This window comes from Pseudomonas uvaldensis (genome assembly GCF_021271205.1).
GTDB classification, from domain to species: domain Bacteria; phylum Pseudomonadota; class Gammaproteobacteria; order Pseudomonadales; family Pseudomonadaceae; genus Aquipseudomonas; species Aquipseudomonas uvaldensis.
This window is the reverse complement of record NZ_JAIWKS010000005.1, coordinates 52,946-74,870: the sequence shown is the minus strand read 5'-3', so window position 1 is coordinate 74,870 and position 21,925 is coordinate 52,946. Positions and strand designations below refer to the sequence as shown.

Below are 21,925 nucleotides of genomic sequence, written 5' to 3'. Positions count from 1 at the left end.
CCGCAGTGATTCATGTTGTCTTTCTGTATGACTAAAAATAACAAAACGGTCATTGGTTGACCCTATGTGTCGTAAAAGTTGTTGAGGTACACTCCGAGCCATACCAAAACCGTTTCTTACGAACCAACTGTTTAGATCCTGCGAGGTTTGCCATGGCTGACTACAAAGCGCCCCTGCGCGATATGCGCTTCGTCCTCAATGAAGTATTCGAGGTCGCGAAACTCTGGGCCGAATTGCCGGCGCTGGCGGAGACCGTGGACGCTGAAACCGTCGAGGCGATTCTTGAGGAAGCCGGCAAAGTGACCAGCAAGAGCATCGCTCCTCTCAGCCGTGCCGCTGACGAAGAGGGTTGCCACTGGGCTGACGGAGCCGTCACCACGCCGGCCGGTTTCCCACAGGCCTACAAGACTTACGCTGAAGGCGGCTGGGTGGGGGTTGGTGGCGACCCAGTCTACGGAGGCATGGGCATGCCCAAGGCCGTTTCGGCCCAGGTCGAGGAAATGGTCAATTCCGCCAGTCTGTCCTTTGGTCTCTATCCGATGCTGACCGCCGGGGCCTGCTTGTCGATCAATGCCCACGCCAGCGAAGAACTCAAGGCGGCGTACCTGCCAAACATGTATGCCGGCATCTGGGCCGGTTCCATGTGCCTGACCGAGCCCCATGCCGGTACGGATCTGGGGATCATCCGCACCAAGGCCGAACCCCAGGCCGACGGTTCCTACAAGGTCAGCGGGACCAAGATCTTCATCACCGGCGGCGAGCACGATCTCACCGAGAACATCATTCACCTGGTGCTGGCGAAACTGCCGGACGCGCCGGCTGGCCCGAAAGGCATTTCGTTGTTCCTCGTGCCCAAGTTCATGGTCAATGCCGACGGCAGCCTGGGCGCCCGCAACGCGGCCAACTGCGGGTCGATCGAGCACAAGATGGGCATCCAGGCGTCCGCTACCTGTGTGATGAACTTCGACGAAGCCGTGGGATATCTGGTCGGCGAGCCGAACAAAGGCCTGGCAGCCATGTTCACCATGATGAATTACGAACGCCTGGGTGTGGGTATCCAGGGCTTGGCCTCTGGTGAGCGCTCGTACCAGAACGCTATCGAATACGCCCGCGACCGCCTGCAAAGCCGTTCGCCAACCGGCGCGCAAAACAAGGACAAGGTTGCCGACCCGATCATCGTCCACCCGGACGTGCGCCGGATGTTGCTGACCATGAAAGCCTCGAACGAAGGTGGCCGGGCATTTTCGACCTACGTTGCAATGCAACTGGACACCGCCAAGTTCAGCGAAGACGCGGCCACCCGCAAGCGTGCCGAAGACTTGGTGGCCTTGCTCACACCGGTGGCGAAAGCCTTCCTGACCGACCTGGGCCTGGAAACGACTGTCCACGGCCAGCAGATTTTCGGCGGTCATGGTTACATCCGCGAATGGGGACAGGAACAACTGGTTCGCGATGTCCGCATCACCCAGATCTACGAAGGCACCAACGGTATCCAGGCGCTGGACCTGGTGGGGCGCAAGATCGTCGGTAATGGCGGTGCGTTCTACAAGCTGTTCGCTGAGGAAATCCGCCATTTCATCAACACAGCGAGTGTGGATCTGGCGGAGTTTACCCAGCCGTTGGGCAATGCCGTTGACACGCTGGACGAGCTGACCGAGTGGCTGCTGGACCGAGCGAAGAGCAACCCGAACGAAATCGGCGCAGCGTCGGTGGAGTATCTGCAAGCGTTTGGTTACACCGCGTATGCCTACATGTGGGCGTTGATGGCCAAAGCAGCGCTGGGCAAGGAAGACCAGGATGATTTCTACGCGAGCAAGCTGGGAACGGCGCGATTCTATTTCGCACGCCTGCTGCCGCGTATCCATTCCTTGAGCGCTTCAGTGAAGGCAGGCAGCGACTCGCTGTTTCTGCTGGATGCCGGGCAATTCTGATGAGGGAAGCTTGTAAGCGAATGCTTACACGACGTGATGCCGTTTTCCCTCTACCGGCAGATTGGATCCAGGGCTAATCTACTTCACATGGACGTCGCGCAGGATGCGCAAGAGAAACAACACGGACACGTAGGATTCTGCCAGGACGGCAGAGTGAAAAGGATGTCAGGGAAACAGTCTGCAAAGCCCCGCTTCGGCGGGGTTTTCTTTTGCCCGCGTTTTTTCTTCTCGATCGGCTTCTTCTACTCACTGACGGGATTTGAACCCTGACAAGCGGTCATGGGTCAATGAGCTATATGGCAATGTAGCCATCGCCCATCAGGAGCCCACCATGGATTTCATTCGTATCATCATCGCCATTCTGCTACCGCCGTTGGGTGTATTTCTGCAAGTCGGTTTCGGCGGCGCTTTCTGGCTGAATATTCTGTTGACGCTGCTGGGTTACATCCCGGGCATCGTGCATGCGGTGTACATCATCGCCAAGCGCTGAGAGTTTTTCTCGAACCCCTCTGTGGGAGCGAGCCTCTCGCTCCCACATTGCTTTTGGATTGGCTTACAGGTTGTGGTCAATCACCCTGCGATAGAACAGCCACTCATGCTCCAGCGCATGGGCCTGGTTCACCGCCTTGCGAAAACCATGGCGTTCGTCCGGATAGTAATGCGCTTCGACCGTTACGTCGTTCTCTTCCAGCGCCTTCACCATATCGCGGGTCTGCTGCGGTACGACCACGACATCCAACTCTCCCTGGAAAAAAATCACCGGTGAACGGATTTGCCCGGCGTGGAGCAGCGGTGTGCGGGCGCGGTAACGTTCGGCGTCCCGCTGCGGATCGCCGATCAACCAGTCGAGGTAATCGCCTTCGAATTTATGCGTGGCGCGGCCCAGGGCGACCGGATCGCTGACGCCATAGAGGCTGGCGCCAGCACGGAAGACGTCATGGAACGCCAAGGCGCAAAGGGTTGTGTACCCGCCAGCACTGCCGCCGCGGATGAATGCAGACTGGCCGTCGACCAGGCCCTGCTCATCCAGGTAGGCGACTACCGCGCAGGCATCCTCGACATCCACCACACCCCAATTCAAATGCAGCGCCTGGCGATATGCCCGTCCGTAGCCGCTACTGCCTCGATAATTGAGATCTGCGACTGCAAAGCCGCGCTGGGTCCAGTACTGGATACGCGGATCGAACAGGGGATAGCAGGCCGAGGTCGGTCCGCCGTGAATGAACACTACCAGCGGCGGTTTCGCCTCCGAATGCAGGGCTGGATAAAAGAAACCATGGACTTCACCCGAAGCGCTGGGATAGCGCAGTGTTCGGGGGCGGCTGATCCGATCGACGGATAATGGCGCCACTCCACCGGCCAATACGACCGCTTCATGGCTTTGCCGGCTGATCGCAATGACTGCCGAGGGGCTGACCGGCGAGGCGGCGATGGCGTAGATGAACCGTTCGTCCAACGCCAGGCTGCGAAACCGGGTATAAGTGCCGGTGAATTCTTCATTGTCGGTGCCGCTGCGGCGCAGGCCCAGCCGTCCGAAGCCCGCTTCGGTCCAACTGGCCAGATAAATGTTTGCGTCCAATGGTAGCCAGGTTCGGCCGCCCAGTTGCCAGGGCGCAGGCGCGTGATCGGCTTCGGCGCATGGCAGCGGTGCCAGGCCGTGGCCCGACTCAATCCACGGCTGCCAATAACCTCCCCGGTCAGTCAGGCAATACAGACGATTGGCATGATCGAAACGCGGCTGCTGGATGGATTCCTCTTCAGCACTGCCCGCCACACAACTTGGTTCACCCCAACCTGACGCGTTGCGCTCGGCCAGCATCAACCGCGTGGCTGTCCATGGCTGATGAGGACGGCTCCACTCCACCCAGGCCAGTCGCTGGCCATTCGGGCTCAAGATCGGCGAAGCGTAGAAGTCGGCGCCTTCGGCCAGCACCTGCCGGCGATGATCCGCCAGACTGATCGACACCAGGCGATGCTGATCGGCCTCTTCCTCAACCGCCAGTACCTGGCCGGCGACATACCCCAGATCCCCGTATCGACAAGTGCCCGAAGTGAGCGCGACAGGCGCTCCACCAACCAGTGGCTGGTGGTGCAACTGCTGATCCGCTTCGTTGACGAACAAGACGCCGTCGTCGCTCAGGCAAAACGATCCTCCGCCATATTCATAGACCCGACTGCGGGCGCTGAACCCGTCCGGGGTCATGCATCGGGCGTGGCCGTCTTTCCAGTGCCAGATCCGACACGCACCGTCTTCGGGGCGATATTCATTCCAGAACAGGCCATGCGGGCCAAGGTGCAGCTCGGCGAAATCGATGCCCGCGGCAACGGCCTCGGCGGCGCTGAGCGATTCAACCCTTGGCGATGAGGCGTGAGTTTCGTTCATTGCGAAAGGCCAGTTGCTCAATGGTTTGCGTGGCGTGCTCGGCGTCTTCTCGAGCCTGGATAATCACAGCGTGATGTTCGGATTTGCTGCACACCGGGTCGGCGTTGCTGGCGTCGCCCGTGAGCATGAACGCCTGGCAGCGGCAGCCGCCGAAATCCTGCTCTTTTTCATCGCAGGAGCGGCACGGCTCGGGCATCCAGTCATAGCCGCGAAAGCGATTGAAGCCGAACGAGTCGTACCAGATGTGTTGCATGCTGTGGTCGCGCACGTTGGGAAATTGCACTGGCATCTGTCGGGCACCGTGACAGGGCAGCGCCGTGCCGTCCGGCGTGACCGTCAGAAAGAGGCTGCCCCAGCCATTCATGCAGGCTTTGGGGCGTTCTTCATAGTAGTCCGGCGTCACGAAGATCAGCTTGCAGGGGTTGCCCTCGGCTTCCAACCGCGCGCGATATTCGTTGGTGATGCGCTCGGCGCGCTCCAGCTGTTCTCGGGTGGGCAACAACCCGACGCGGTTGAGCTGCGCCCAGCCATAGAACTGGCAGGTAGCGAGCTCGACGAAATCGGCCTCCAGCGCGATGCACAGCTCGATGATGCGGTCGATCTTGTCGATGTTGTGCCGATGGGTGACAAAATTCAGCACCATCGGATAGCCGTGGGCCTTGACTGCCCGAGCCATTTCCAGCTTCTGCGCAAAGGCTTTCTTCGAGCCGGCCAGCAGGTTGTTTACTTGCTCGTCGCTGGCCTGGAAGCTGATCTGGATATGATCCAGGCCGGCGTTCTTGAAGTCGCTGATTTTCTGCTCGGTCAAGCCGATGCCGGAGGTGATCAGGTTGGTATAGAACCCCAGTCTGCGCGCTTCACCGATCAGTTCGGCCAGGTCCTGGCGCACCAGTGGCTCGCCGCCGGAAAAACCCAACTGCGCCGCGCCCATTTCCCGGGCTTCGCGAAAGACTTTGAACCACTGCTCGGTGTTCAGCTCCTGGCCCTGTTCGGCGAAGTCCAGCGGGTTGGAGCAATACGGGCATTGCAGCGGGCAGCGATAGGTCAACTCGGCCAGCAGCCAAAGCGGCAGGCCGATCGCCGGTTTTTCAGGTAAGGGTGATCCAGTGCTCTGCACGGGCGACCTCCATGAACTGCTCGATGTCGTCACCGAGTTCCGGCACGTCGGGAAACTGTTTGCCCAACTCGCCGATGATGGCCGCGACATCCCGTTCGCCATCGATCAGGCCGCCGATCAGCGCAGCGCTGTCGTTGAGCTTGATCATGCCTTCAGGATAGAGCAACACATGGCCCTTCTGTGCCGGTTCGTACTGGAAGCGATAGCCGGGGCGCCAGCGAGGGGTTTTGCTGCGGTCAAAGCTCATAAACTGATCCCTTTGTGCCACACCCGTTCCCCGGTCACGCTGTGATAGGGCGGGCGATTCAATTCGTAGGCCATGCTCATGGCATCGAGCATGCTCCAGAGAATGTCCAGTTTGAACTGGAGAATCTCCAGCATGCGCTCCTGCCCGGCGCGGGTGGTGTAGTGCTGCAAGGTGATGGCCAGGCCATGCTCCACATCGCGACGGGCCTGGCTCAGGCGGGTACGGAAATATTCGTAGCCGGCCGGGTCGATCCAAGGGTAATGCTGCGGCCAGCTGTCCAGGCGCGACTGGTGGATCTGCGGGGCGAACAGCTCGGTCAGCGAGCTGCTGGCGGCTTCCTGCCAACTGGCGCGGCGGGCAAAGTTGACATAGGCATCCACCGCGAAACGCACTCCGGGCAATACCAGTTCCTGGGAGCGCAGTTGATCGGGGTCCAGCCCCACCGCCTGGCCCAGCCTCAGCCAGGCCTCGATGCCGCCGTCTTCGCCAGGAGCACCGTCGTGATCGAGCAGACGCTGGATCCACTCCCGGCGGATTTCCCGGTCCGGGCAATTGGCCAGGATCGCGGCGTCCTTGAGCGGGATGTTCACCTGGTAGTAAAAGCGGTTCGCGACCCAGCCCTGAATCTGCTCGCGAGTGGCGCGGCCTTCATACATCGCCACGTGATACGGGTGATGGATGTGGTAATACACACCCTTGGCACGCAGGGCCGCTTCGAACTCGGCGGGGGACAGGGGGGTGTCAATCATGTTGGTTCTCCGTGATGGGGTTTGGGGCTGTCTGAACCGGCCTCTTCGCGAGCAAGCCCGCTCCCACGGGGTTTCGCAGCGTATGAAAGTTCCGTATTACTCGGACCATTGTGGGAGCGGGCTTGCTCGCGAAGGCGTCCTGCCAACTGGCGCCAGCGTCAACTGACACAACACAAATCCACAATCATCCCACCCTTGCTACAACTCAATACTCATTCCGTCGTAAGCCACTTCAATCCTACGGCGTACCAGCTCCGCGCGTTCCGGCGAGTTTTCGTCCAGGATCGGGTTGGTGTTGTTGATGTGGATAAGCACCTTACGTGGCTCGGGCAGTTGCTCCAGTACTTCGAGCATGCCGCCGGGGCCGTTTTGCGCCAGATGCCCCATCTCCCGGCCAGTACGGGTGCCGACACCACGACGCTGCATTTCATCGTCATCCCACATCGTGCCGTCCACCAGCAGGCAATCGCTGCCGGCCATGATCTCCAGCAACGGCCCGTCCACCTTGCCCAGGCCTGGGGCGTAGAACAGCTTGCCGCCGGTGCGCAGGTCTTCGACGACCAGGCCGATGTTATCCCCCGGATGCGGATCGAAACGGTGAGGCGAATAGGGGGGCGCGGCGCTGCGCAGGGGCAGTGGGGTGAAGCGCAGGTTCGGACAGGCGGGGATGGTGAAGCTCTGGTCGAGCTCGATGCGGTTCCAGTTCAGCCCGCCGTTCCAGTGGGTCAACATGTTGAACAGCGGAAAGCCGGTACTCAGGTCTTCATGGACCATGTCGGTGCACCAGACTTGATGCGGGCAACCTTCGCGCAGGCTGAGCAGGCCGGTGGTGTGGTCGATCTGGCTGTCCATCAGGATGATGGCGCCGATCCCGGTGTCCCTCAGGGCTCGGCCCGGTTGCATCGGGGCGAACCCCTGGAGCTGGGCGCGGATGTCCGGGGAGGCATTGCACAACACCCAGCTCACACCGTCATCGGAGATCGCGATGGACGACTGGGTACGGGCCTGGGCCCGCAGGCTGCCGTCGCGAAACCCGGCGCAATTGGCGCAATTGCAGTTCCACTGAGGGAAACCGCCGCCGGCGGCGGAACCTAGAATCTGGACAAACATGGCCGCTCCATCTGCAAACCGAAATAAAAAACGCCCCGGCTGACCGAGGCGTTTGCTGCGCGTTCAACCGCCTGCAGCAATTAACGGTTGGCGAAGTACATGGTGACTTCGAAACCGATACGCAGGTCGATATATGCGGGTTTGGACCAGGACATGGAAATACTCCTTTGGTTGGGGTGGGACAGGTGAGATCTATACATTTAGTCCACCTCCATTCGGAGATGTTCAGATGCTTAGGCGGCTATGTTACTAAATCTGACATTTTCGTTCGCGGCGATTCTTTGAGAAAGCTCATTGCAGCGGTTGTAACGATCGTGGTGCCGCTTGCCAGCGTCCTTCCGGACAAGGGCCGTTGCTCAAGCAATGACGCCCACCTTCGGCATCGATCAAACGCCGGGCGGCGGTCAGCAGTTGCTCTCTGTTTATCTGTCCGATGGCGTCGGACAGCTGTTGGAGATAATCAGATGGCCTTCCGGCCAGTTTCCCTTGCCAGAGCAGCTCGGCCGCTTGGGCGCAGGCCAGGGCATTGCCCTGGAATTGTGCTGCCAGAGTCCGCTGGTGACTGCACAAAGTCGAATCGTCGGTCTGTCGGATCAGATCCGTCAGCCCCTCCAGGAACTGTTCGATGTGGGCGACCAGTTGAGGCGCCGGGATATCGGGAGACTGGACGCCGAAGAGCAGGCCTGTTTGTCCATTGATCTGCTTCAAGCCGCTGAACACTGCATAGCCCAATTGCAGTTCCACCCGCAAGCGCTGGTAAAACGGTGTCTGACAGAGCTGTGCCAACAGCCACCAGGAGGCCTCATCGGACAGTTCTGCCGTGGGTGTCGGACAAAACAGCAATACGGCCTGTTCGTCACCCTCGGTCTGAAGCCTGTTCCAGGTGCATTGCATGTTTGGCCGCGTGGATTCGGCAGGGTGCCCTGCAATGCCCGGAACCCGAGCCAATGCCGGGCCCATGGCCGCCTGGGTGGTCGCTGACAGGCCCAAGGCCAATCCATCCCACTGGGCCGTGGTCCAGAGGGATGCGTCGGGTGTTGGCATCGTCGTTGGATGCGAGCGGTGTAAGCCGGGATCAGCCAATGCCTTGAGCAACTGTCGAATCGGCATCAACGACGTTTCGCTTTCCGCTTGGGGCGGGGGCAGCGGCTGTTCCAGCTTCGCCAGCACGTGCTCAAGAACCTGCGGCATGGGCGCTTGTAAGCCGGTCAGTTTCAACAGGCACTGGTCACTGCCGGTTTCGAACGTGACGTCCACGCCCGCTTGACTGGCATCCTCATGTAGATCCAGCAAATGTCGCTCGAGCCTGGTTTGAAGGTCGCCCGGCGCTTGCCCCGCCAAACGCCAGCGCAGGTATATCGCTCCTTCACGGGTGTGATCGGGCAGTGCCTGGCTGAACTGCATGGGCGAGCGTTCGCGACGACTGCGGGAGCGGTCCTGAGCGAAGGTGCGCAAGCCCCGGTGGGCGCTGGTTTGGCCGCGTATCAGCCCGGTGCGGGGAGGTTCGCCGGATGTTTGCAGGAAAGGATTGGGCGCGGGCAGTTGCCAGGCTCCCGTGACGTGCTCAGCAGGTTGCATCTGGTTGAGGATCTCCCTGAGCCTCGCGAGGTCATTTCCCGACAGCGATGCTTCTCGCCCTTCGTTGTCCTGGCGGGCGAGTTGCAAGGCCGTGGCGATCTCCTGTCGGCGACGCAGCACGGCTGTGAACTCATTGCGCAAGGGCGCCCAGTCATCCTGGGCGGCGAAAAATCCCAGCCAGTCGTGCAACAACGGCCGGATACGATCCATCGCTTGATCGTTTTCCAGCTTGAATTCAATGTGCAGTAGCGCCTGCCCTGCAAACGCGTAAAGCGGCGTGGCCTTTAGGTTGTCGACCAGGCCTAGCTGGCGCAACGTGGCGAGCAATCCCCCAGCTTTACTGGAATTCATCCATGTGCAGAGAAAGTCCATGGCTTGGGGCGAGGCGACCGGCAACTGTTCGAAGGTGAACAGCAGGTCGAGGCGAGCTTTGCCGACCTGTTGATAACTGGCTGCTGGCGAGGCCATCAGCTTCGACGGCGATGGCCTGACAACGGTTTGTCCCCGGGGCAGGTTGCCAGCGAAACGTTCAGCCAGCGTCTTTAGCTCGTCGAAGCTCTGCGGGCCCGCCAGGCTCAGGGTCATTTGGCCGCTCTGATAGAACTGTCGGTAAAAATCCCTGAGTGCTGTCTGGAATTCAGGCTGTTGCACGGCGAGGCTGTCTCGATTGCCGGCATGGAAGCCTCGCAATGGATGGGATGCCGATAATCCATTGTACAAGGCCACCTGCCGCTGGGCCGTGACGTCCTGAGACCAGGCAACGAATTCCGCCTGCAGCACTTCCCGCTCCCTTAACTGATCGGCTTCATCCAGGCGCGGATGGGCGAGCATGTCCGCCAGCCGATCCAGCCCGTCAGCGAAGGCGGTGGATGGCAACTCGAAGAAGAAATCCGTGGTGCGCTCACTGGTGCGAGCATTGATCTGGCCCCCGTGGTGTTGCACGTAGGCCATCAGGTTCTGTTTTGCAGGAAACCGCTCTGTACCGAGGAAGAAAAGATGCTCGAGAAAGTGCGCCATTCCCGGCCAGGCCTGCGGTGCGTCATGACTACCGACCGCCACTCGCAACACGGCGGCGCTACGCTTGAGATCGGATGCATGACGCAGCGTCACCTGCAAACCGTTAGCCAGGGTTTCAGTATGAAGGTGGAGGGAGTCGGGGGCCGGCATGAGCGCTTCCAGGGCAGAGAAGCGCTCATGCTCGGATAAGGTCAACGTTTGTGCAAGTCGCCATAAAGCTCGGGACGACGGTCATGGAGGTAGTTGTAGGCCTCGCGGGAGGCTTGTATCGACTGCCGATCCAGCTCGCCCACGATCAAGGCCTCATCCAGCCCGGCAAGCGCGGGGCGGCTGCCGTCCGGTGCGGCGATGCTGCTTTGACCGCAATACAACAATTCACCTTCATGACCGCAGTAATTGGCGTATGCCACGAAACATTGGTTCTCGATGGCCCGGGCGCGCACGGTGACGTCGGCGATGAACTCGTAGGGCTGCATGTTGGCGGTCGGCACCAGGATCAACTCGGCACCGGCCAGGGCCAGGCGCCGGGCGTTTTCCGGGAATTCCAGGTCGTAGCAGATCAGGAATCCAAGCCTCCAACCGTTGAGCTCTACGATCGGAAGCGCCGAATCACCGGCGCTGAACATCGCGTGGTCGAGATCGCCAAACAAATGACTTTTGCGATAGTTGGCGAGGCGTTCCCCCTCGGCATCGATCAGTTGCGCCGAGTTGTAGATCTGCCCGTCTTCGCTGCGTTCGGGATAGCCATAGAGAATCGCCAGGCCGGCCGCCTTGGCAATGCGGCCGATCTGCTGCGCCCATTCGCCGTTGTAGACCTCGGCCAATACATTCACCGCGTCGACGCCGATGTTGTAGCCGGTCAGGAACATTTCCGGCAGTACCAGCACATCGGCGCCCCTGGCCTCCAACGCCACCCGGTGCAGGCGTTGCAGGTTGGCAGCCGGATCCAGTGGCAGCGGTGGGCATTGGTAAAGGGCTACGCGCATCGACAACTCCTTTTATTCGGGCCGCTTATTCAGGCAGTGCGATCGGACCGATCTCGTGGAACACATCACCTGGACCCGGGTTCTCGGGGTGAGTTTCACCGCCGAAGTGTTTCATGATTCCCCACACGGCATTGAGCGAGGTTTGTACCGCGCCTTCAACCCAGGCCGGTGTCCATGAGACGTCATCGCCCGCGATAAAGATCCCTCGTTGTTCGGCCGGCATGTCGTCCTGCATGAAATGTGCGTACATGCGTTGGTTGTAGCGATAGTGGCCAGGCAGGGCGCCCTTGAATGCGCCAAGGAAATGCGGGTCCGCTTCCCAGGATACGGTGATCGGATCGCCGATGATCCGCGCGGCGATGTCCACCTTGGGGTAAATCTTCTTCAAGGCATCCAGCGCCAGTTTCACGCGCTTTTCTACTGGATGCGGCAGCATTTTCAGCGCATCGCTCATCCACGAGTACGAGAGGCAGATGACCCCGGGCTTGTCATCACCGTTATCGAACAGGTAAGTGCCACGGGTCAGGCGGTCGGTCAGGGTCATGCTCATCAGGTCGCGACCGGTTTCCGGGTCCTTGTCCTTCCAGAACGGGCGGTCGACCATCACGAAGGTCTTGGACGATTGCATGTAGCGGGTGCGGTCCAGGGCCATCCACATCTTTTGCGAGAACAGCGCTTCCTCGCATTCGATCTGGGTGGTCAGCAGCCAGCTCTGGCAAGTGACCAGCACCGCGGCATATTCGCGAGTGTTATCCCATACGTCCGTCACGCTGAACTGGCCATTGTCGGCGCGTGCGATGCGTTTTACACCGCTGCGGGGAGCGCCGAGGTGCAGCGAGCTCAGGCTGGTGCCTTCCGGCCAGTGCGCGCAGCGCTCCGGCACGTGTTTCCAGATGCCGTGGGGCACCTGTTCGACGCCGCCGACCACCAGATGCTGATGATCGTCGCAGTTGGTCATCACCACGCGGAAAATTTCCAGCATCGAGTTGGGAAAGTCCGAGTCCCATCCACCGGTGCCGAACCCGACCTGGCCGAATATTTCGCGGTGCTGGAACGAGAGTTTGGCAAACGCCTTGGAGGTGGCGACGAAATCGTAGAAAGTGCGGTCATCCCACAGGGGGACGAGGGTATTCCACAGTTCCTTGAGGCGAGGCACGTCGCGGTCGCGAATCGCCTGCTGGATCTCGCTGAAGCGCGAGCGGTCCTCCAGCGCATCGGCCCAGGCATCCGCCACTTCCTGGAACAGTGCCGGCAGGTCCGCCATCTTCTCGGCGTAATAGGTCTGGCCTTCCAGATCGATGACAGTGCTGCCCGAGGCGGGGGTCAACGGGTTGGGAAAGGGCTTGGTTTCCAGGCCCAGCTTGTCGACATAGTGATAGAACGCCGTGGACGACACCGGAAAGCGCATGCCCCCCAACTCGGCGACGATGCCTTCGGCACCATTGAACGCCTGTGAGCGCAGGCGTCCGCCCATCTTCGACGCCTCGTAGACCACCGGCTTGAGGCCCAGCTTCATCAATTCGTACGCCGCCACCAGCCCGGCGATCCCGGCGCCGACAATTGCCACTTCGGCACCATGGTTATGAGCCGGAATGGTGCCCAGGCCCGCCGGATGCTCGATCCAGTCATCAAAGGCGAAAGGAAAATCCGGCCCGAAAATGGTGATGGGCTTTTTGCCGTTTGCGGGGTGGCGATTGTTCTTGTTCATGGCTGACCTTGATGGCGACTCGACGCGGCATTCGCGTCTGAGTATAGGAAAGATGCCGGTCATTCTAGAGAGCGTGAAACACGTTAATAAGACGCAATGTGTCGTCGATTTGATTCGATACAAGTCATTTCGACAATTGCTCAGGTCTAAATGACGAAGCAGGCCTTTGTGGGAGCGAGCGGGCTCGCTCCCACAAGGGGTTTTGCAACATAGGCCTTTAGACCGGCTGACCCCGATCAATCTTGCTGCTGAGAATGATCGAGGTGGTGGTCTTCTCCACGCCGTCCACGCCACCGATCTGGTCCAGCAACTGGTCAAGCTGTTCCGGCGAATCGGTACGCAGCCAAGCCACATAATCGAATTCGCCACTGACCGCGCATAACTGCTGGACCTGGGCCATGGCGCTCAACCGGCGCAACACGTCCTTGCCGGAGCGCGGCTGGACCTTGATGCCGACGTAGGCCTGCAGACCACCATCGATTACGCGCTGTCCCAGGCGCACGCCATATCCGGTAATGACCTTGGCTTTTTCCAGTCGTGCCAGGCGCGAGGTCACGGTGGTACGGGCGATGCCCAACTGGCGGGCAAGCATGGCGACGCTTTCCCGGGCGTTTATTTGCAGGGCCGCGATCAATTGGCGGTCGATTTCGTCAAGGACGGGAGGGCGGGTGTCAGACAAGGTGAACTCCGGTGCAGGCATCGGTGGCGGGCATGTTACAGGCTCCGCCGCTCGAAATAGCCAACAGAAGGTAAAGTCAGCGCTCGCCAGGCAGGAGCCAGGTGCGTTTGCGAAGCCCTGAGCCACAAACCGTCCTGGCAAATCAGTTGTTCGGCCGGCAATTTCAGCAACAGATCCAGGGCGAGCGCGTGCAGCGAACCCTGATCATCATCGTCTTCGGCTTCCCAGTCTCGCTCGAAACAGCGTACATGCACGTACTTCTCATCGAACCCCTCGAACAGCGGGCGGTTGCCCAGCCATTGGGAGTGCACCCGTAACGTGTGTTCCTGGATATCGAGTAGCAGCAGCTGCCAGCCCCGGTAGTTTCCGCAGAGCTCTGTCGCATCCGTAGCCATACGGGTCAGGGCGAGGTAGCGGCCATCCACTGACCAGACCATCGAGGGGGCCAGATCGCTCAAGGCGCAGCCAGAAGCCGTCAGTAGATAACCGCCGAGTCGCGGCGTATTGGGCCGCACCCAACTGTCTGCATATTCTGTCTCGCTGCCGAACAACCAGGCGGCGTCCTGATGATCGGGGGCGGGCTGGATGAAGTCGCCGTCGGCGTTGGCTACTTGCGGACAATCCACTTGGCGCCAGGGAGCAACGCGGTAGAGTTGTGAGTCGGTCACTTGCAGCTCAACCGTGTCGTAGAACAGCCGGTAGCGTCCGTTGGGGTGAAAGAACGCAGGGTCGCTGCCTATTGGCGGCGCCGGAATGTTGAAGCGTTGCAGTGCGCTGCTTTCCAGGCCCTCGTCTAGCGCGCCGGCAGCGACGGCCAGGCTCAGGCGGCCATCGCGAAAATCGAGGATTCGGGCCGTCCACATTTCAGGGCCCTCCCACAGGCGTTGGTGTTCCACGTCGACCACCACCGCACGTGTGGCTAAAGGCATCGAATCTGTGAAGGGCAACAACGCCAGATAGCGCCCGCAATCGCAGACGCGATGATCCATCAACCAGCGTCCCGGTAATTTCCAGTCGCCGATTTCGCAGCGGTAGGTCCCAAGGCCGTCATGGTTGTCAGCCAGCCAGACCAGATGGGCACGGACACCGTCCTGCATCGGCTGCGTCTCGATGAACGAGTCGCCTCGCCGGCCCAGGCTGTCCAGGGGCATTGCGATACTCATGCGGGTCAACTGAAACTCAGCGACTTGCACACGCCCTTCGGCGTCGTGGCCTGCCTGGATTTCGGTGTCGCTGTGGATGCTGTCGAGGCGATAACCATGGCGGCCGCTGCTGGGCCGTGGATAGTCGAGGTACGAGGCGATACGCACATGCTGCTCGTCAAGGCTCAACAATTCATGCCAATAGAAAGAGGGCTCCGCGTCGCTTTTCACCCAGGGAGAGGGGAGGGCTCGCCAGCCGCCGTCGGCGCGCCACAACCAGTAGCGGTCGCCCTCCGGATGACCGGTTTGCTCCTGGGCCTGACACACCAGGGCGCGCTGGTCAGTGCTCCATATCACCGGTGTATCGGCTGCCATCGTCAGGCCGGACGGCTGTTCATTGATGCTGACCGTATAGCGCGGTGAACTCAGTGGCTCCAACGGCTGGGGCAGGTCGCGGAAAGTCGTGGGCAGCGATAGCTCGCCCCGCAGACATTGCAGGCCATCCGCGGAGCGTCGTTCGAAAGTTTGCGGAATATGCTCTGGATACCAACCGGGCTCCAGCCACAGATCGACGACCGGCACCAGATCGACGACGTTGGCCGTTTGTAACAGCTCATCGAGCCGGCCCTGACGTGCGCTGTTGTCCACCAGCGGACTGTGGCGGTCGCTCAACCCGTTGAGGTCCAGCGTATCCAGTTCCCAGAACTCGCTGTTTTCGCAGCGGTATACTCGGCGCTGTTGGCGATCGAGCAGCACCAGTCCCCAGCTCTGTCGGGACGGCACAGGCGCGGCGAAATATCGTCCGTCATCAGAAAACACGGCAGAAGAACCCAGGCCTTGCAGAAGCACGCCATCGGGGAACAGAAAGTCGCAATAGGTCGGGCCACCCATTGCGATTTCCCCATGATTGAACACTCTGATCGGCTCGCCTTCAGGGGTCTGTTGCGGCTCGGATCCACCCCAGGCGCTGGGCCCATTGACAGGATCCGTAACCAGGCCAAGACGCCGCTCCCATTTGCTGACACATGCGAGCCCGCCAATAATGGCGACAATTGCCACCAGGATGCCCCACCATTCGGGCAATGTCCTGCCCAGGCTGAATCCCAGGCCAAACACAGCGCCGATCATCAACCGGGCACAGCCCCGTCCCACCGATAGAAAGCCCAGCCGCGCCGCAAGTCCCATCAACAGGCCGAAGAACAGTACCGTCAGTAAAGCCAGCGGGGGTGGCAGCACCGTGACGAAAAAGGCGGGCACCAGCAGGATGCCGAGCTGCCAGAACAAGTCGAGGAACAGGCGGGGGAGGCTGGGGGTAGGGCTGGCGATGATGGGCGTCTCGTTGAGGATGGGTGCAACAGATCGAAGAAGTGAAGCGGCTACCCTCTCAGAAACGCGAAAGCCGCGCAATGCGCGGCTTTCAAGTTGGTGGGCCCACACGGACTCGAACCGTGGACCAAAGGATTATGAGTCCTCTGCTCTAACCGACTGAGCTATAGGCCCTCAGTAGGCCGCGGATTATAGCGACGGTTTCTCGGCTGTGCTATCCGAAAAATCCGATACGGTCACACGCAGAAACGTCGCGGCGAACTCTTCGGCGCAGAGGGGGAGGCTGATGATGTAGCCCTGGATCTGCTCACAGCCTTCTTCGGCCAGGAATTGCTGCTGAGCCAGGGTTTCGACGCCTTCGGCGATGATGGAGAACTGCATGCTGCGGCCCAGGGCAATGATTGCTCGTACGATGGCCACATCGTGGGGGTCGTCGGGCAGGCCGCGGACGAAGGACTGGTCGATCTTGAGGATGTCCAATGGCAGGCGCTTGAGGTAGCTCAGGGAGGAATAGCCCGTGCCGAAGTCGTCGATGGCCAGTTGAACGCCAAGCTTCTTCAGCTGGTGCAGGACCGTCAGGGCTTCTTCGGCCTGGCTCATGATGAAGTTTTCGGTAATTTCCAGTTGCAACAGGCCGGGCTTGAGATGGTGCTCCCGCAGCAATTGCTCGATGCGCCCCAGCAGGTTGGGTTGGCGCAGCTGGGCCCCGGCGAGGTTCACCGAAAGCGGGCCGAAGCTCTCGCAGGAGCTGTTCCATTCACACAGCTGCCGGCAGGCGTGTTCCAGCACCCAATCGCCGATTTGCAGGATCATCCCGTTCTCCTCCGCCAGGGGAATGAAGTGCTCTGGAGGCACATCGCCGAATGTGGGGTGAGTCCAACGAATCAATGCCTCGGCACCTACCAGTCGGTTGTCGGCGAGGCTGATCTTGGGTTGGAAGGACAGCGACAACTCGCTGCGCTCGATGGCCCGCCGCAGCTCGTGTTCCAGGGCCACGCGTTCGCTGGCCTGGGCGGTGAGGTCGCGGGTATAGCTTTCCACCCGGTTGCGGCCCTTGGCCTTGGAGCGATACATGGCCGCATCGGCGTTCTTGACCAGCGTGGCGACATCGCAACCGTCCTGGGGATAAAGGCTGGTGCCGATGCTGGCGCTGATGAAAAATTCGTGCTCGCCGGCCTGGAACGGCGCGGCGAAACAATTCAGTAGCTTCATGGCGATGTGTTCGGCGTCGCTGGGTTGCTGCAGCCCCGGGAGCAGGATGATGAACTCGTCGCCGCCCAGCCGCGCCACGGTGTCGATGTCCCGCAACTGCTCGCGCAGGCGTACGGCAATGCCCTTGAGCAGCAGGTCGCCGACCGGATGCCCGAGGCTGTCGTTGATGTGCTTGAAGCGGTCCAGGTCCAGAAACAGCACCGCGCCCTGACCGCCATTTTCCTGCTGGCTGTTCAAGGCCGTGAGCAAGCGGCTTTCGAACAGCGTGCGATTCGGCAGCCCGGTGAGAGGGTCGTGGTGGGCCTGGTAGTCGAGTTTGGCCTGGGCATGCTTGAGGCTGGAGATGTCAGCGAATACCGCCACGAAATGGGTGATTTGCTGATCACGATTGCGTACTGCGCTGATGGTGAGCCAACTGGGGTACAACTCGCCGTTCTTGCGCCGGTTGGAAATCTCTCCCTGCCAATGCCCTTCCGCCGTCAGTTGATGCCACATGGCGGCGTAGAACGCGCTGTCGTGCAGGCCAGAAGCCAATAAGCGCGGCGTATGGCCCAAGGCCTCGGTTTCGCTATAGCCCGTGATCTCGGTGAAGGCGCGGTTCACGGCGCTGATGTGTTGCTGTGTATCGGTGATCAACACGCCTTCTGCCGTGCTTTCGAACACCGTGGCGGCCTGCTGCAGCTTTTCCTGCATCAGATGACGTTCGGTGATGTCCCGGGCGATGGTCAGCATGCAGTTCTCATTGCCGATCGGCAGCGGACGGCTGGACACTTCGCATAACCTTATCTGGCCGTCGTTGCGACGGATATGGCAGCTGAAATCCCTCACGAAACCGTCCCGTTGCAGCAGTTCCAGCATATGCTTGCGCTCATTGAGGTTGACCCAGATGCCCAGATCCAGGGTAGAGCGATCTACCGATAGCGCGCTGTTGAAGCCGGTAATGCGACTGAAGCCTTCGTTTACCTCGATCAGCAGGCCGTCGCTCTGCCGGGACAGCAACAGGCCGTCGGGCGAAGCATGGAAAGCCTTGGCGAACTTCTCCTCGGAAATCTGCAGTTGTTGTTGGGTTTCCTTGAGCTGGCTGATGTCACGCACCACCACGACCAGGGCCGGCGTCGTGTCGAGATCGAAGGGTTCGGCAGAGATCAGGCCGGTGAACACCTGACCGTTGCTGCGGCGAAAGGGCATTTCCAGGTTGCGGATACTACCGGCTTGCAAGCGCTGCAGCAGGCTCGGCCCGACGCCCTGGATGCCCCAGATGTTCAGTTCGGTCGCGGTCTGGCCCACGACGTCTTCGGCGCTCAGGCCGATCTGTTCCTCAAAGGCTTTGTTGACCTCCAGCAGGCATCCGTCCATTAAGCGCGCAATGACCAGGATGTCCGGGCACTGCCGGAACACCGATGCGAATTTCTGCTCCGAGAAACGCAGCGCTTCCTCGGTGCGTTTGGCTTCACTGATGTCAATCATCAGCCCGCGCATCACGGGCTCATGACCGTGCTGGATCAGGCTGACAATGTCACGTACCCACAGGCAACGGCCATCGGCGGTAATCACCCGGTAATCAATGCAATGGTCACGGCCGGCGTGTATTTCCTGATCGCAATAAGTCTGGGCGCGGATCAGGTCGGCCGGATGAATGATGTTGCGCCAGAAGCCCGGAATCAGCCAATGGGCCAAGGGATAGCCGAGCAAGTCTTCGGCATGGGGCGACACGTAGCTGTAAGTGTAATCACTGACCCTGGCTTCCCAGGCAATCGCCGAAAGGCTTTCCACCAGTCCGCGGTAGTGGTATTCGCTGCTGCGCAGCTCCTGTTCCAAATCGACCCGGCGGGCAATCTCCGAGCTAAGGCGACGGTTGATGCGAATCACCACCGCCAGGATGCCAATCAGGATAAATAAACCGGGCAGACCATAGAACAGAAGATCCGACCAGAGTTGCCGATAATCCCGTACGTTGCCGATCCACTTTTCCTGGATTTCGCTGATCTCGGCCGGGCTCATGTCCGCGATGACTTTATCCAGGATAGTGACGAGTATCTTTTCGTCGCGAGGTACGGCCATTGCCAGCTGATAGCGATAAGGCGTTTCGCCACTGACGTAGAGTCCTTCCAATTTGAGCTGGCGCAGGCTCCAGACACTGGATGCCAGGTCGCCCACCACGGCATCCACTTGGTCAGTCGCCAAGGCTTGCAGGGCTGAGCTGACGTTGGGCAGTGCCACCAGGTTCAGGTCAGGATGATGATTGCGTAGCAACTCATGGGGGGCATAGTTCTCCACGACAGCGATTTTCAGCCCATACAGGTCTTGAAGATTATGAGGTTGGGCTCTGCCTTGGTGGGCCAGAATGACAATTGGGAAGTCGAGATAGGGGCGCGTGAACGCCAGGTAATTTTGGCGTTCGGGGGTGGACATGATACCCGGCAGCAAATCGATCTTGCCCTGGGCCACCTGTTCCAACACCGCGGTCCAGCTGACTGGCTCAATAGGGGTCAGCGTGATAGCCAGCCGTTCGCGAATGACATCGACGTAATCAGCAGCCAGCCCTTGATAGCGGCCCCGATCGTCGCGAAATTCGAATGGCGGCCATGAGGCATCGACGCCCAGACGCAGGTTGGGATGGGCCTTGAGCCAGCCCAACTCTTCGTCGGTGAGCGTCAACGCGCCAGCCGTTGCGGTCCAGGTCAATAATGACAGCAAGAGCATGGCCGTCAGTCTGGGCATCACGGTCTCGTCATGAATCTGGGAGGATGTTTCGAGTGTAGACGGGCAACGGGGCGGGAGCGTCGCGAAGGGGATTTTATCTGCACATAAAGAAACCCCCGGCCAGGCCGGGGGTTTTAAGGGTCACTCGTCGAGGAAGGAGCGCAGGTGCTCGCTTCGCGTCGGGTGGCGCAATTTGCGTAACGCCTTTGCTTCGATCTGACGAATCCGTTCACGGGTCACGTCGAACTGCTTACCGACTTCTTCGAGCGTGTGGTCGGTGTTCATGTCGATCCCGAAGCGCATGCGCAAGACCTTGGCTTCACGGGCAGTGAGGCCGGAAAGTACCTCGCGAGTCGCTTCCTTGAGGCTCTCGACAGTGGCGACATCGATCGGCGACTGCATGGTGGAGTCTTCGATGAAGTCACCCAGATGGGAATCTTCGTCGTCACCGATTGGCGTTTCCATGGAGATCGGTTCTTTGGCGATCTTCAACACCTTGCGGATCTTGTCCTCAGGCATTTCCATGCGTTCGCCCAGCTCTTCCGGAGTCGGTTCGCGACCCATTTCCTGCAACATCTGCCGGGAAATGCGGTTGAGCTTGTTGATCGTCTCGATCATGTGCACCGGAATACGGATGGTGCGTGCCTGGTCGGCGATCGAGCGGGTGATTGCCTGACGGATCCACCAGGTGGCGTAGGTCGAGAACTTGTAGCCACGACGGTATTCGAACTTGTCCACCGCTTTCATCAAGCCGATGTTGCCTTCCTGGATCAGGTCGAGGAATTGCAGACCACGGTTGGTGTATTTCTTGGCGATGGAGATCACCAGGCGCAGGTTCGCTTCGACCATCTCTTTCTTCGCGCGGCGGGCCTTGGCCTCACCGATCGACATGCGACGGTTGATGTCCTTGATCTCGGCAATGCTCAGGCCGGTCTCGGTTTCCAGCGCGCTGAGTTTCTGCTGGCAACGAATGATGTCCGGCTGCAGGCGAGCAATGGCTTCAGCGTATTTGGTCTTGCCCTTGGCCAGTGCATCGCTCCAGCTTTCGTCGACTTCGTGGCCAGGGAACTGACGCAGGAAGTCAGCGCGCGGCATACGGGCGTCGCGAACACACAGTTGCATGATTGCGCGCTCTTGCTGACGCAGGCGATCCAGGGCGCTGCGAACACGCTCGACCAAGCCTTCGAACTGCTTGGGCACCAGCTTGATCGGCATGAACAGCTCGGCCAGCGCCAACAGTTCGGCAATCGCCTGCTTGTTGTCACGTCCGTGCTTTTTCAGGGCCTTGCGGGTGATTTCCATCTGCTCGGCCACGGCGCCGAAACGCTGTGCGGCGATGATCGGGTCCGGACCGCTTTCGGCCTCTTCCTCGTCTTCGCTGGCTTCTGCGTCTTCGTCGTCGCTGTCGTCGTCAGCCTTGTCGGCTTTCGTGTCCAGAGGCGGCGGTACTTCGGCGGCAGGCGGCGTGGTGCCGTCATCCGGGTCGATATAACCGCTCAGGACGTCGGACAGGCGACCACCTTCGGTGGTGACGCGAGTGTATTCGGAGAGAATATGGTCAACCGTGCCAGGGAAGTGCGCGATTGCGCTCATCACTTCACGGATGCCTTCTTCAATACGCTTGGCGATTTCGATTTCGCCTTCACGCGTGAGGAGTTCTACCGTCCCCATTTCCCGCATGTACATGCGCACGGGGTCGGTGGTGCGACCAATGTCGGTCTCGACCGCCGCCAACGCTGCTGCCGCTTCTTCCGCGGCCGCCTCGTCGGTATCGGCGTCGGCCAGCATAAGGGCATCCTTATCTGGCGCAACCTCGAATACGTTGATCCCCATGTCGTTGATCATGCGGATGATGTCTTCCACCTGTTCCGGATCTGAAATATCCTCCGGCAGGTGGTCGTTGACCTCCGCGTAAGTCAGGTAGCCCTGCTCACGACCCAATAGGATCAACTCTTTGATACGAGACTGCTGTTGCGCTTTTCCGGACATAACACCCTATCCACTGAAGGTCTTGGCGGGCAAAAAACAAGCCGAGGA

General features: G+C 60.2%; 15 protein-coding genes and 1 tRNA gene. 2 read left to right on the top strand and 14 right to left on the bottom strand.

From position 1 onward, the window contains the following. The first annotated feature begins 152 nt into the window (after positions 1 to 152). Both LCU97_RS12710 and LCU97_RS12705 read left to right on the top strand, forming a co-directional pair. On the top strand, positions 153 to 1,931 hold the full coding sequence (locus LCU97_RS12710; protein ID WP_232776638.1) for an acyl-CoA dehydrogenase C-terminal domain-containing protein: 1,779 nt from the start codon (positions 153 to 155) through the stop codon (positions 1,929 to 1,931). A gap of 331 nt (positions 1,932 to 2,262) precedes the next feature. Then, the gene (locus tag LCU97_RS12705; RefSeq protein WP_003177654.1) at positions 2,263 to 2,421 is read left to right on the top strand and encodes a YqaE/Pmp3 family membrane protein; all 159 of its coding nucleotides are present in this window, start codon (positions 2,263 to 2,265) and stop codon (positions 2,419 to 2,421) included. A gap of 63 nt (positions 2,422 to 2,484) precedes the next feature. Here LCU97_RS12705 and LCU97_RS12700 read toward each other — a convergent pair whose 3' ends face one another. From LCU97_RS12700 to rpoD, 14 genes are all read right to left on the bottom strand, one after another. Next, on the bottom strand, positions 2,485 to 4,314 hold the full coding sequence (locus LCU97_RS12700; RefSeq protein WP_232776635.1) for an alpha/beta hydrolase family protein: 1,830 nt from the start codon (positions 4,312 to 4,314) through the stop codon (positions 2,485 to 2,487). Continuing rightward, positions 4,280 to 5,431: a pyrroloquinoline quinone biosynthesis protein PqqE gene (gene pqqE, locus LCU97_RS12695; RefSeq protein ID WP_053156303.1), complete on the bottom strand. Its 1,152-nt coding sequence runs from the start codon at positions 5,429 to 5,431 to the stop codon at positions 4,280 to 4,282. The genes LCU97_RS12700 and pqqE overlap by 35 nt, the downstream gene beginning before the upstream one ends. Further along, a complete protein-coding gene (pqqD, locus tag LCU97_RS12690; protein ID WP_053156306.1) occupies positions 5,403 to 5,678 on the bottom strand; it encodes a pyrroloquinoline quinone biosynthesis peptide chaperone PqqD in 276 nt (91 codons plus the stop codon). The genes pqqE and pqqD overlap by 29 nt, the downstream gene beginning before the upstream one ends. Then, positions 5,675 to 6,427 (bottom strand): pyrroloquinoline-quinone synthase PqqC, encoded by a 753-nt coding sequence (gene pqqC / locus LCU97_RS12685; protein WP_232776633.1) that lies wholly within the window; start codon positions 6,425 to 6,427, stop codon positions 5,675 to 5,677. Before pqqC ends, pqqD begins: the two co-directional genes overlap by 4 nt. A gap of 198 nt (positions 6,428 to 6,625) precedes the next feature. Then, complete coding sequence (gene pqqB / locus LCU97_RS12680) at positions 6,626 to 7,537, bottom strand: pyrroloquinoline quinone biosynthesis protein PqqB (RefSeq protein WP_232776630.1); 912 nt, start codon at positions 7,535 to 7,537, stop codon at positions 6,626 to 6,628. A gap of 80 nt (positions 7,538 to 7,617) precedes the next feature. Further along, entirely contained in the window at positions 7,618 to 7,692 is a 75-nt protein-coding gene (gene pqqA / locus LCU97_RS12675; RefSeq protein WP_053156473.1) for a pyrroloquinoline quinone precursor peptide PqqA, read from the bottom strand. A gap of 136 nt (positions 7,693 to 7,828) precedes the next feature. Further along, positions 7,829 to 10,282 carry a pyrroloquinoline quinone biosynthesis protein PqqF gene (pqqF, locus tag LCU97_RS12670; protein ID WP_232776628.1) on the bottom strand — a complete coding sequence of 818 codons (2,454 nt, stop codon included), beginning with the start codon at positions 10,280 to 10,282 and terminating at the stop codon, positions 7,829 to 7,831. A 41-nt stretch (positions 10,283 to 10,323) separates the two neighbouring features. Continuing rightward, the gene (locus LCU97_RS12665) at positions 10,324 to 11,118 is read right to left on the bottom strand and encodes a carbon-nitrogen hydrolase family protein (protein WP_232776625.1); all 795 of its coding nucleotides are present in this window, start codon (positions 11,116 to 11,118) and stop codon (positions 10,324 to 10,326) included. A 25-nt stretch (positions 11,119 to 11,143) separates the two neighbouring features. Continuing rightward, positions 11,144 to 12,826, bottom strand: a complete 1,683-nt coding sequence (locus tag LCU97_RS12660; protein ID WP_053156321.1) for a flavin monoamine oxidase family protein — start codon at positions 12,824 to 12,826, stop codon at positions 11,144 to 11,146. 217 nt (positions 12,827 to 13,043) lie between these two features. Then, entirely contained in the window at positions 13,044 to 13,505 is a 462-nt protein-coding gene (locus LCU97_RS12655) for an Lrp/AsnC family transcriptional regulator (RefSeq protein ID WP_232776623.1), read from the bottom strand. A gap of 35 nt (positions 13,506 to 13,540) precedes the next feature. Next, complete coding sequence (locus LCU97_RS12650) at positions 13,541 to 15,931, bottom strand: sulfite exporter TauE/SafE family protein (protein WP_332875344.1); 2,391 nt, start codon at positions 15,929 to 15,931, stop codon at positions 13,541 to 13,543. A gap of 139 nt (positions 15,932 to 16,070) precedes the next feature. Continuing rightward, positions 16,071 to 16,147: transfer RNA gene (locus tag LCU97_RS12645), tRNA-Ile, on the bottom strand. Between the two features lie 15 nt (positions 16,148 to 16,162). Next, positions 16,163 to 19,906: a bifunctional diguanylate cyclase/phosphodiesterase gene (locus tag LCU97_RS12640; RefSeq protein ID WP_232776619.1), complete on the bottom strand. Its 3,744-nt coding sequence runs from the start codon at positions 19,904 to 19,906 to the stop codon at positions 16,163 to 16,165. Between the two features lie 123 nt (positions 19,907 to 20,029). After that, positions 20,030 to 21,877 (bottom strand): RNA polymerase sigma factor RpoD, encoded by a 1,848-nt coding sequence (gene rpoD / locus LCU97_RS12635; RefSeq protein ID WP_053156327.1) that lies wholly within the window; start codon positions 21,875 to 21,877, stop codon positions 20,030 to 20,032. Positions 21,878 to 21,925 lie beyond the last annotated feature (48 nt).

What these genes read in the sequence shown, in the direction of transcription:
- LCU97_RS12705 (WP_003177654.1), top strand. Translation starts at nt 2,263, where the DNA reads ATGGATTTCATTCGTATCATCATCGCCATTCTGCTACCGCCGTTGGGT.
- LCU97_RS12660 (WP_053156321.1), bottom strand. Translation starts at nt 12,826, where the DNA reads ATGAACAAGAACAATCGCCACCCCGCAAACGGCAAAAAGCCCATCACC.
- pqqF (WP_232776628.1), bottom strand. Translation starts at nt 10,282, where the DNA reads ATGCCGGCCCCCGACTCCCTCCACCTTCATACTGAAACCCTGGCTAAC.
- pqqD (WP_053156306.1), bottom strand. Translation starts at nt 5,678, where the DNA reads ATGAGCTTTGACCGCAGCAAAACCCCTCGCTGGCGCCCCGGCTATCGC.
- LCU97_RS12665 (WP_232776625.1), bottom strand. Translation starts at nt 11,118, where the DNA reads ATGCGCGTAGCCCTTTACCAATGCCCACCGCTGCCACTGGATCCGGCT.
- LCU97_RS12700 (WP_232776635.1), bottom strand. Translation starts at nt 4,314, where the DNA reads ATGAACGAAACTCACGCCTCATCGCCAAGGGTTGAATCGCTCAGCGCC.
- rpoD (WP_053156327.1), bottom strand. Translation starts at nt 21,877, where the DNA reads ATGTCCGGAAAAGCGCAACAGCAGTCTCGTATCAAAGAGTTGATCCTA.
- pqqC (WP_232776633.1), bottom strand. Translation starts at nt 6,427, where the DNA reads ATGATTGACACCCCCCTGTCCCCCGCCGAGTTCGAAGCGGCCCTGCGT.
- pqqB (WP_232776630.1), bottom strand. Translation starts at nt 7,537, where the DNA reads ATGTTTGTCCAGATTCTAGGTTCCGCCGCCGGCGGCGGTTTCCCTCAG.
- LCU97_RS12710 (WP_232776638.1), top strand. Translation starts at nt 153, where the DNA reads ATGGCTGACTACAAAGCGCCCCTGCGCGATATGCGCTTCGTCCTCAAT.
- LCU97_RS12640 (WP_232776619.1), bottom strand. Translation starts at nt 19,906, where the DNA reads ATGCCCAGACTGACGGCCATGCTCTTGCTGTCATTATTGACCTGGACC.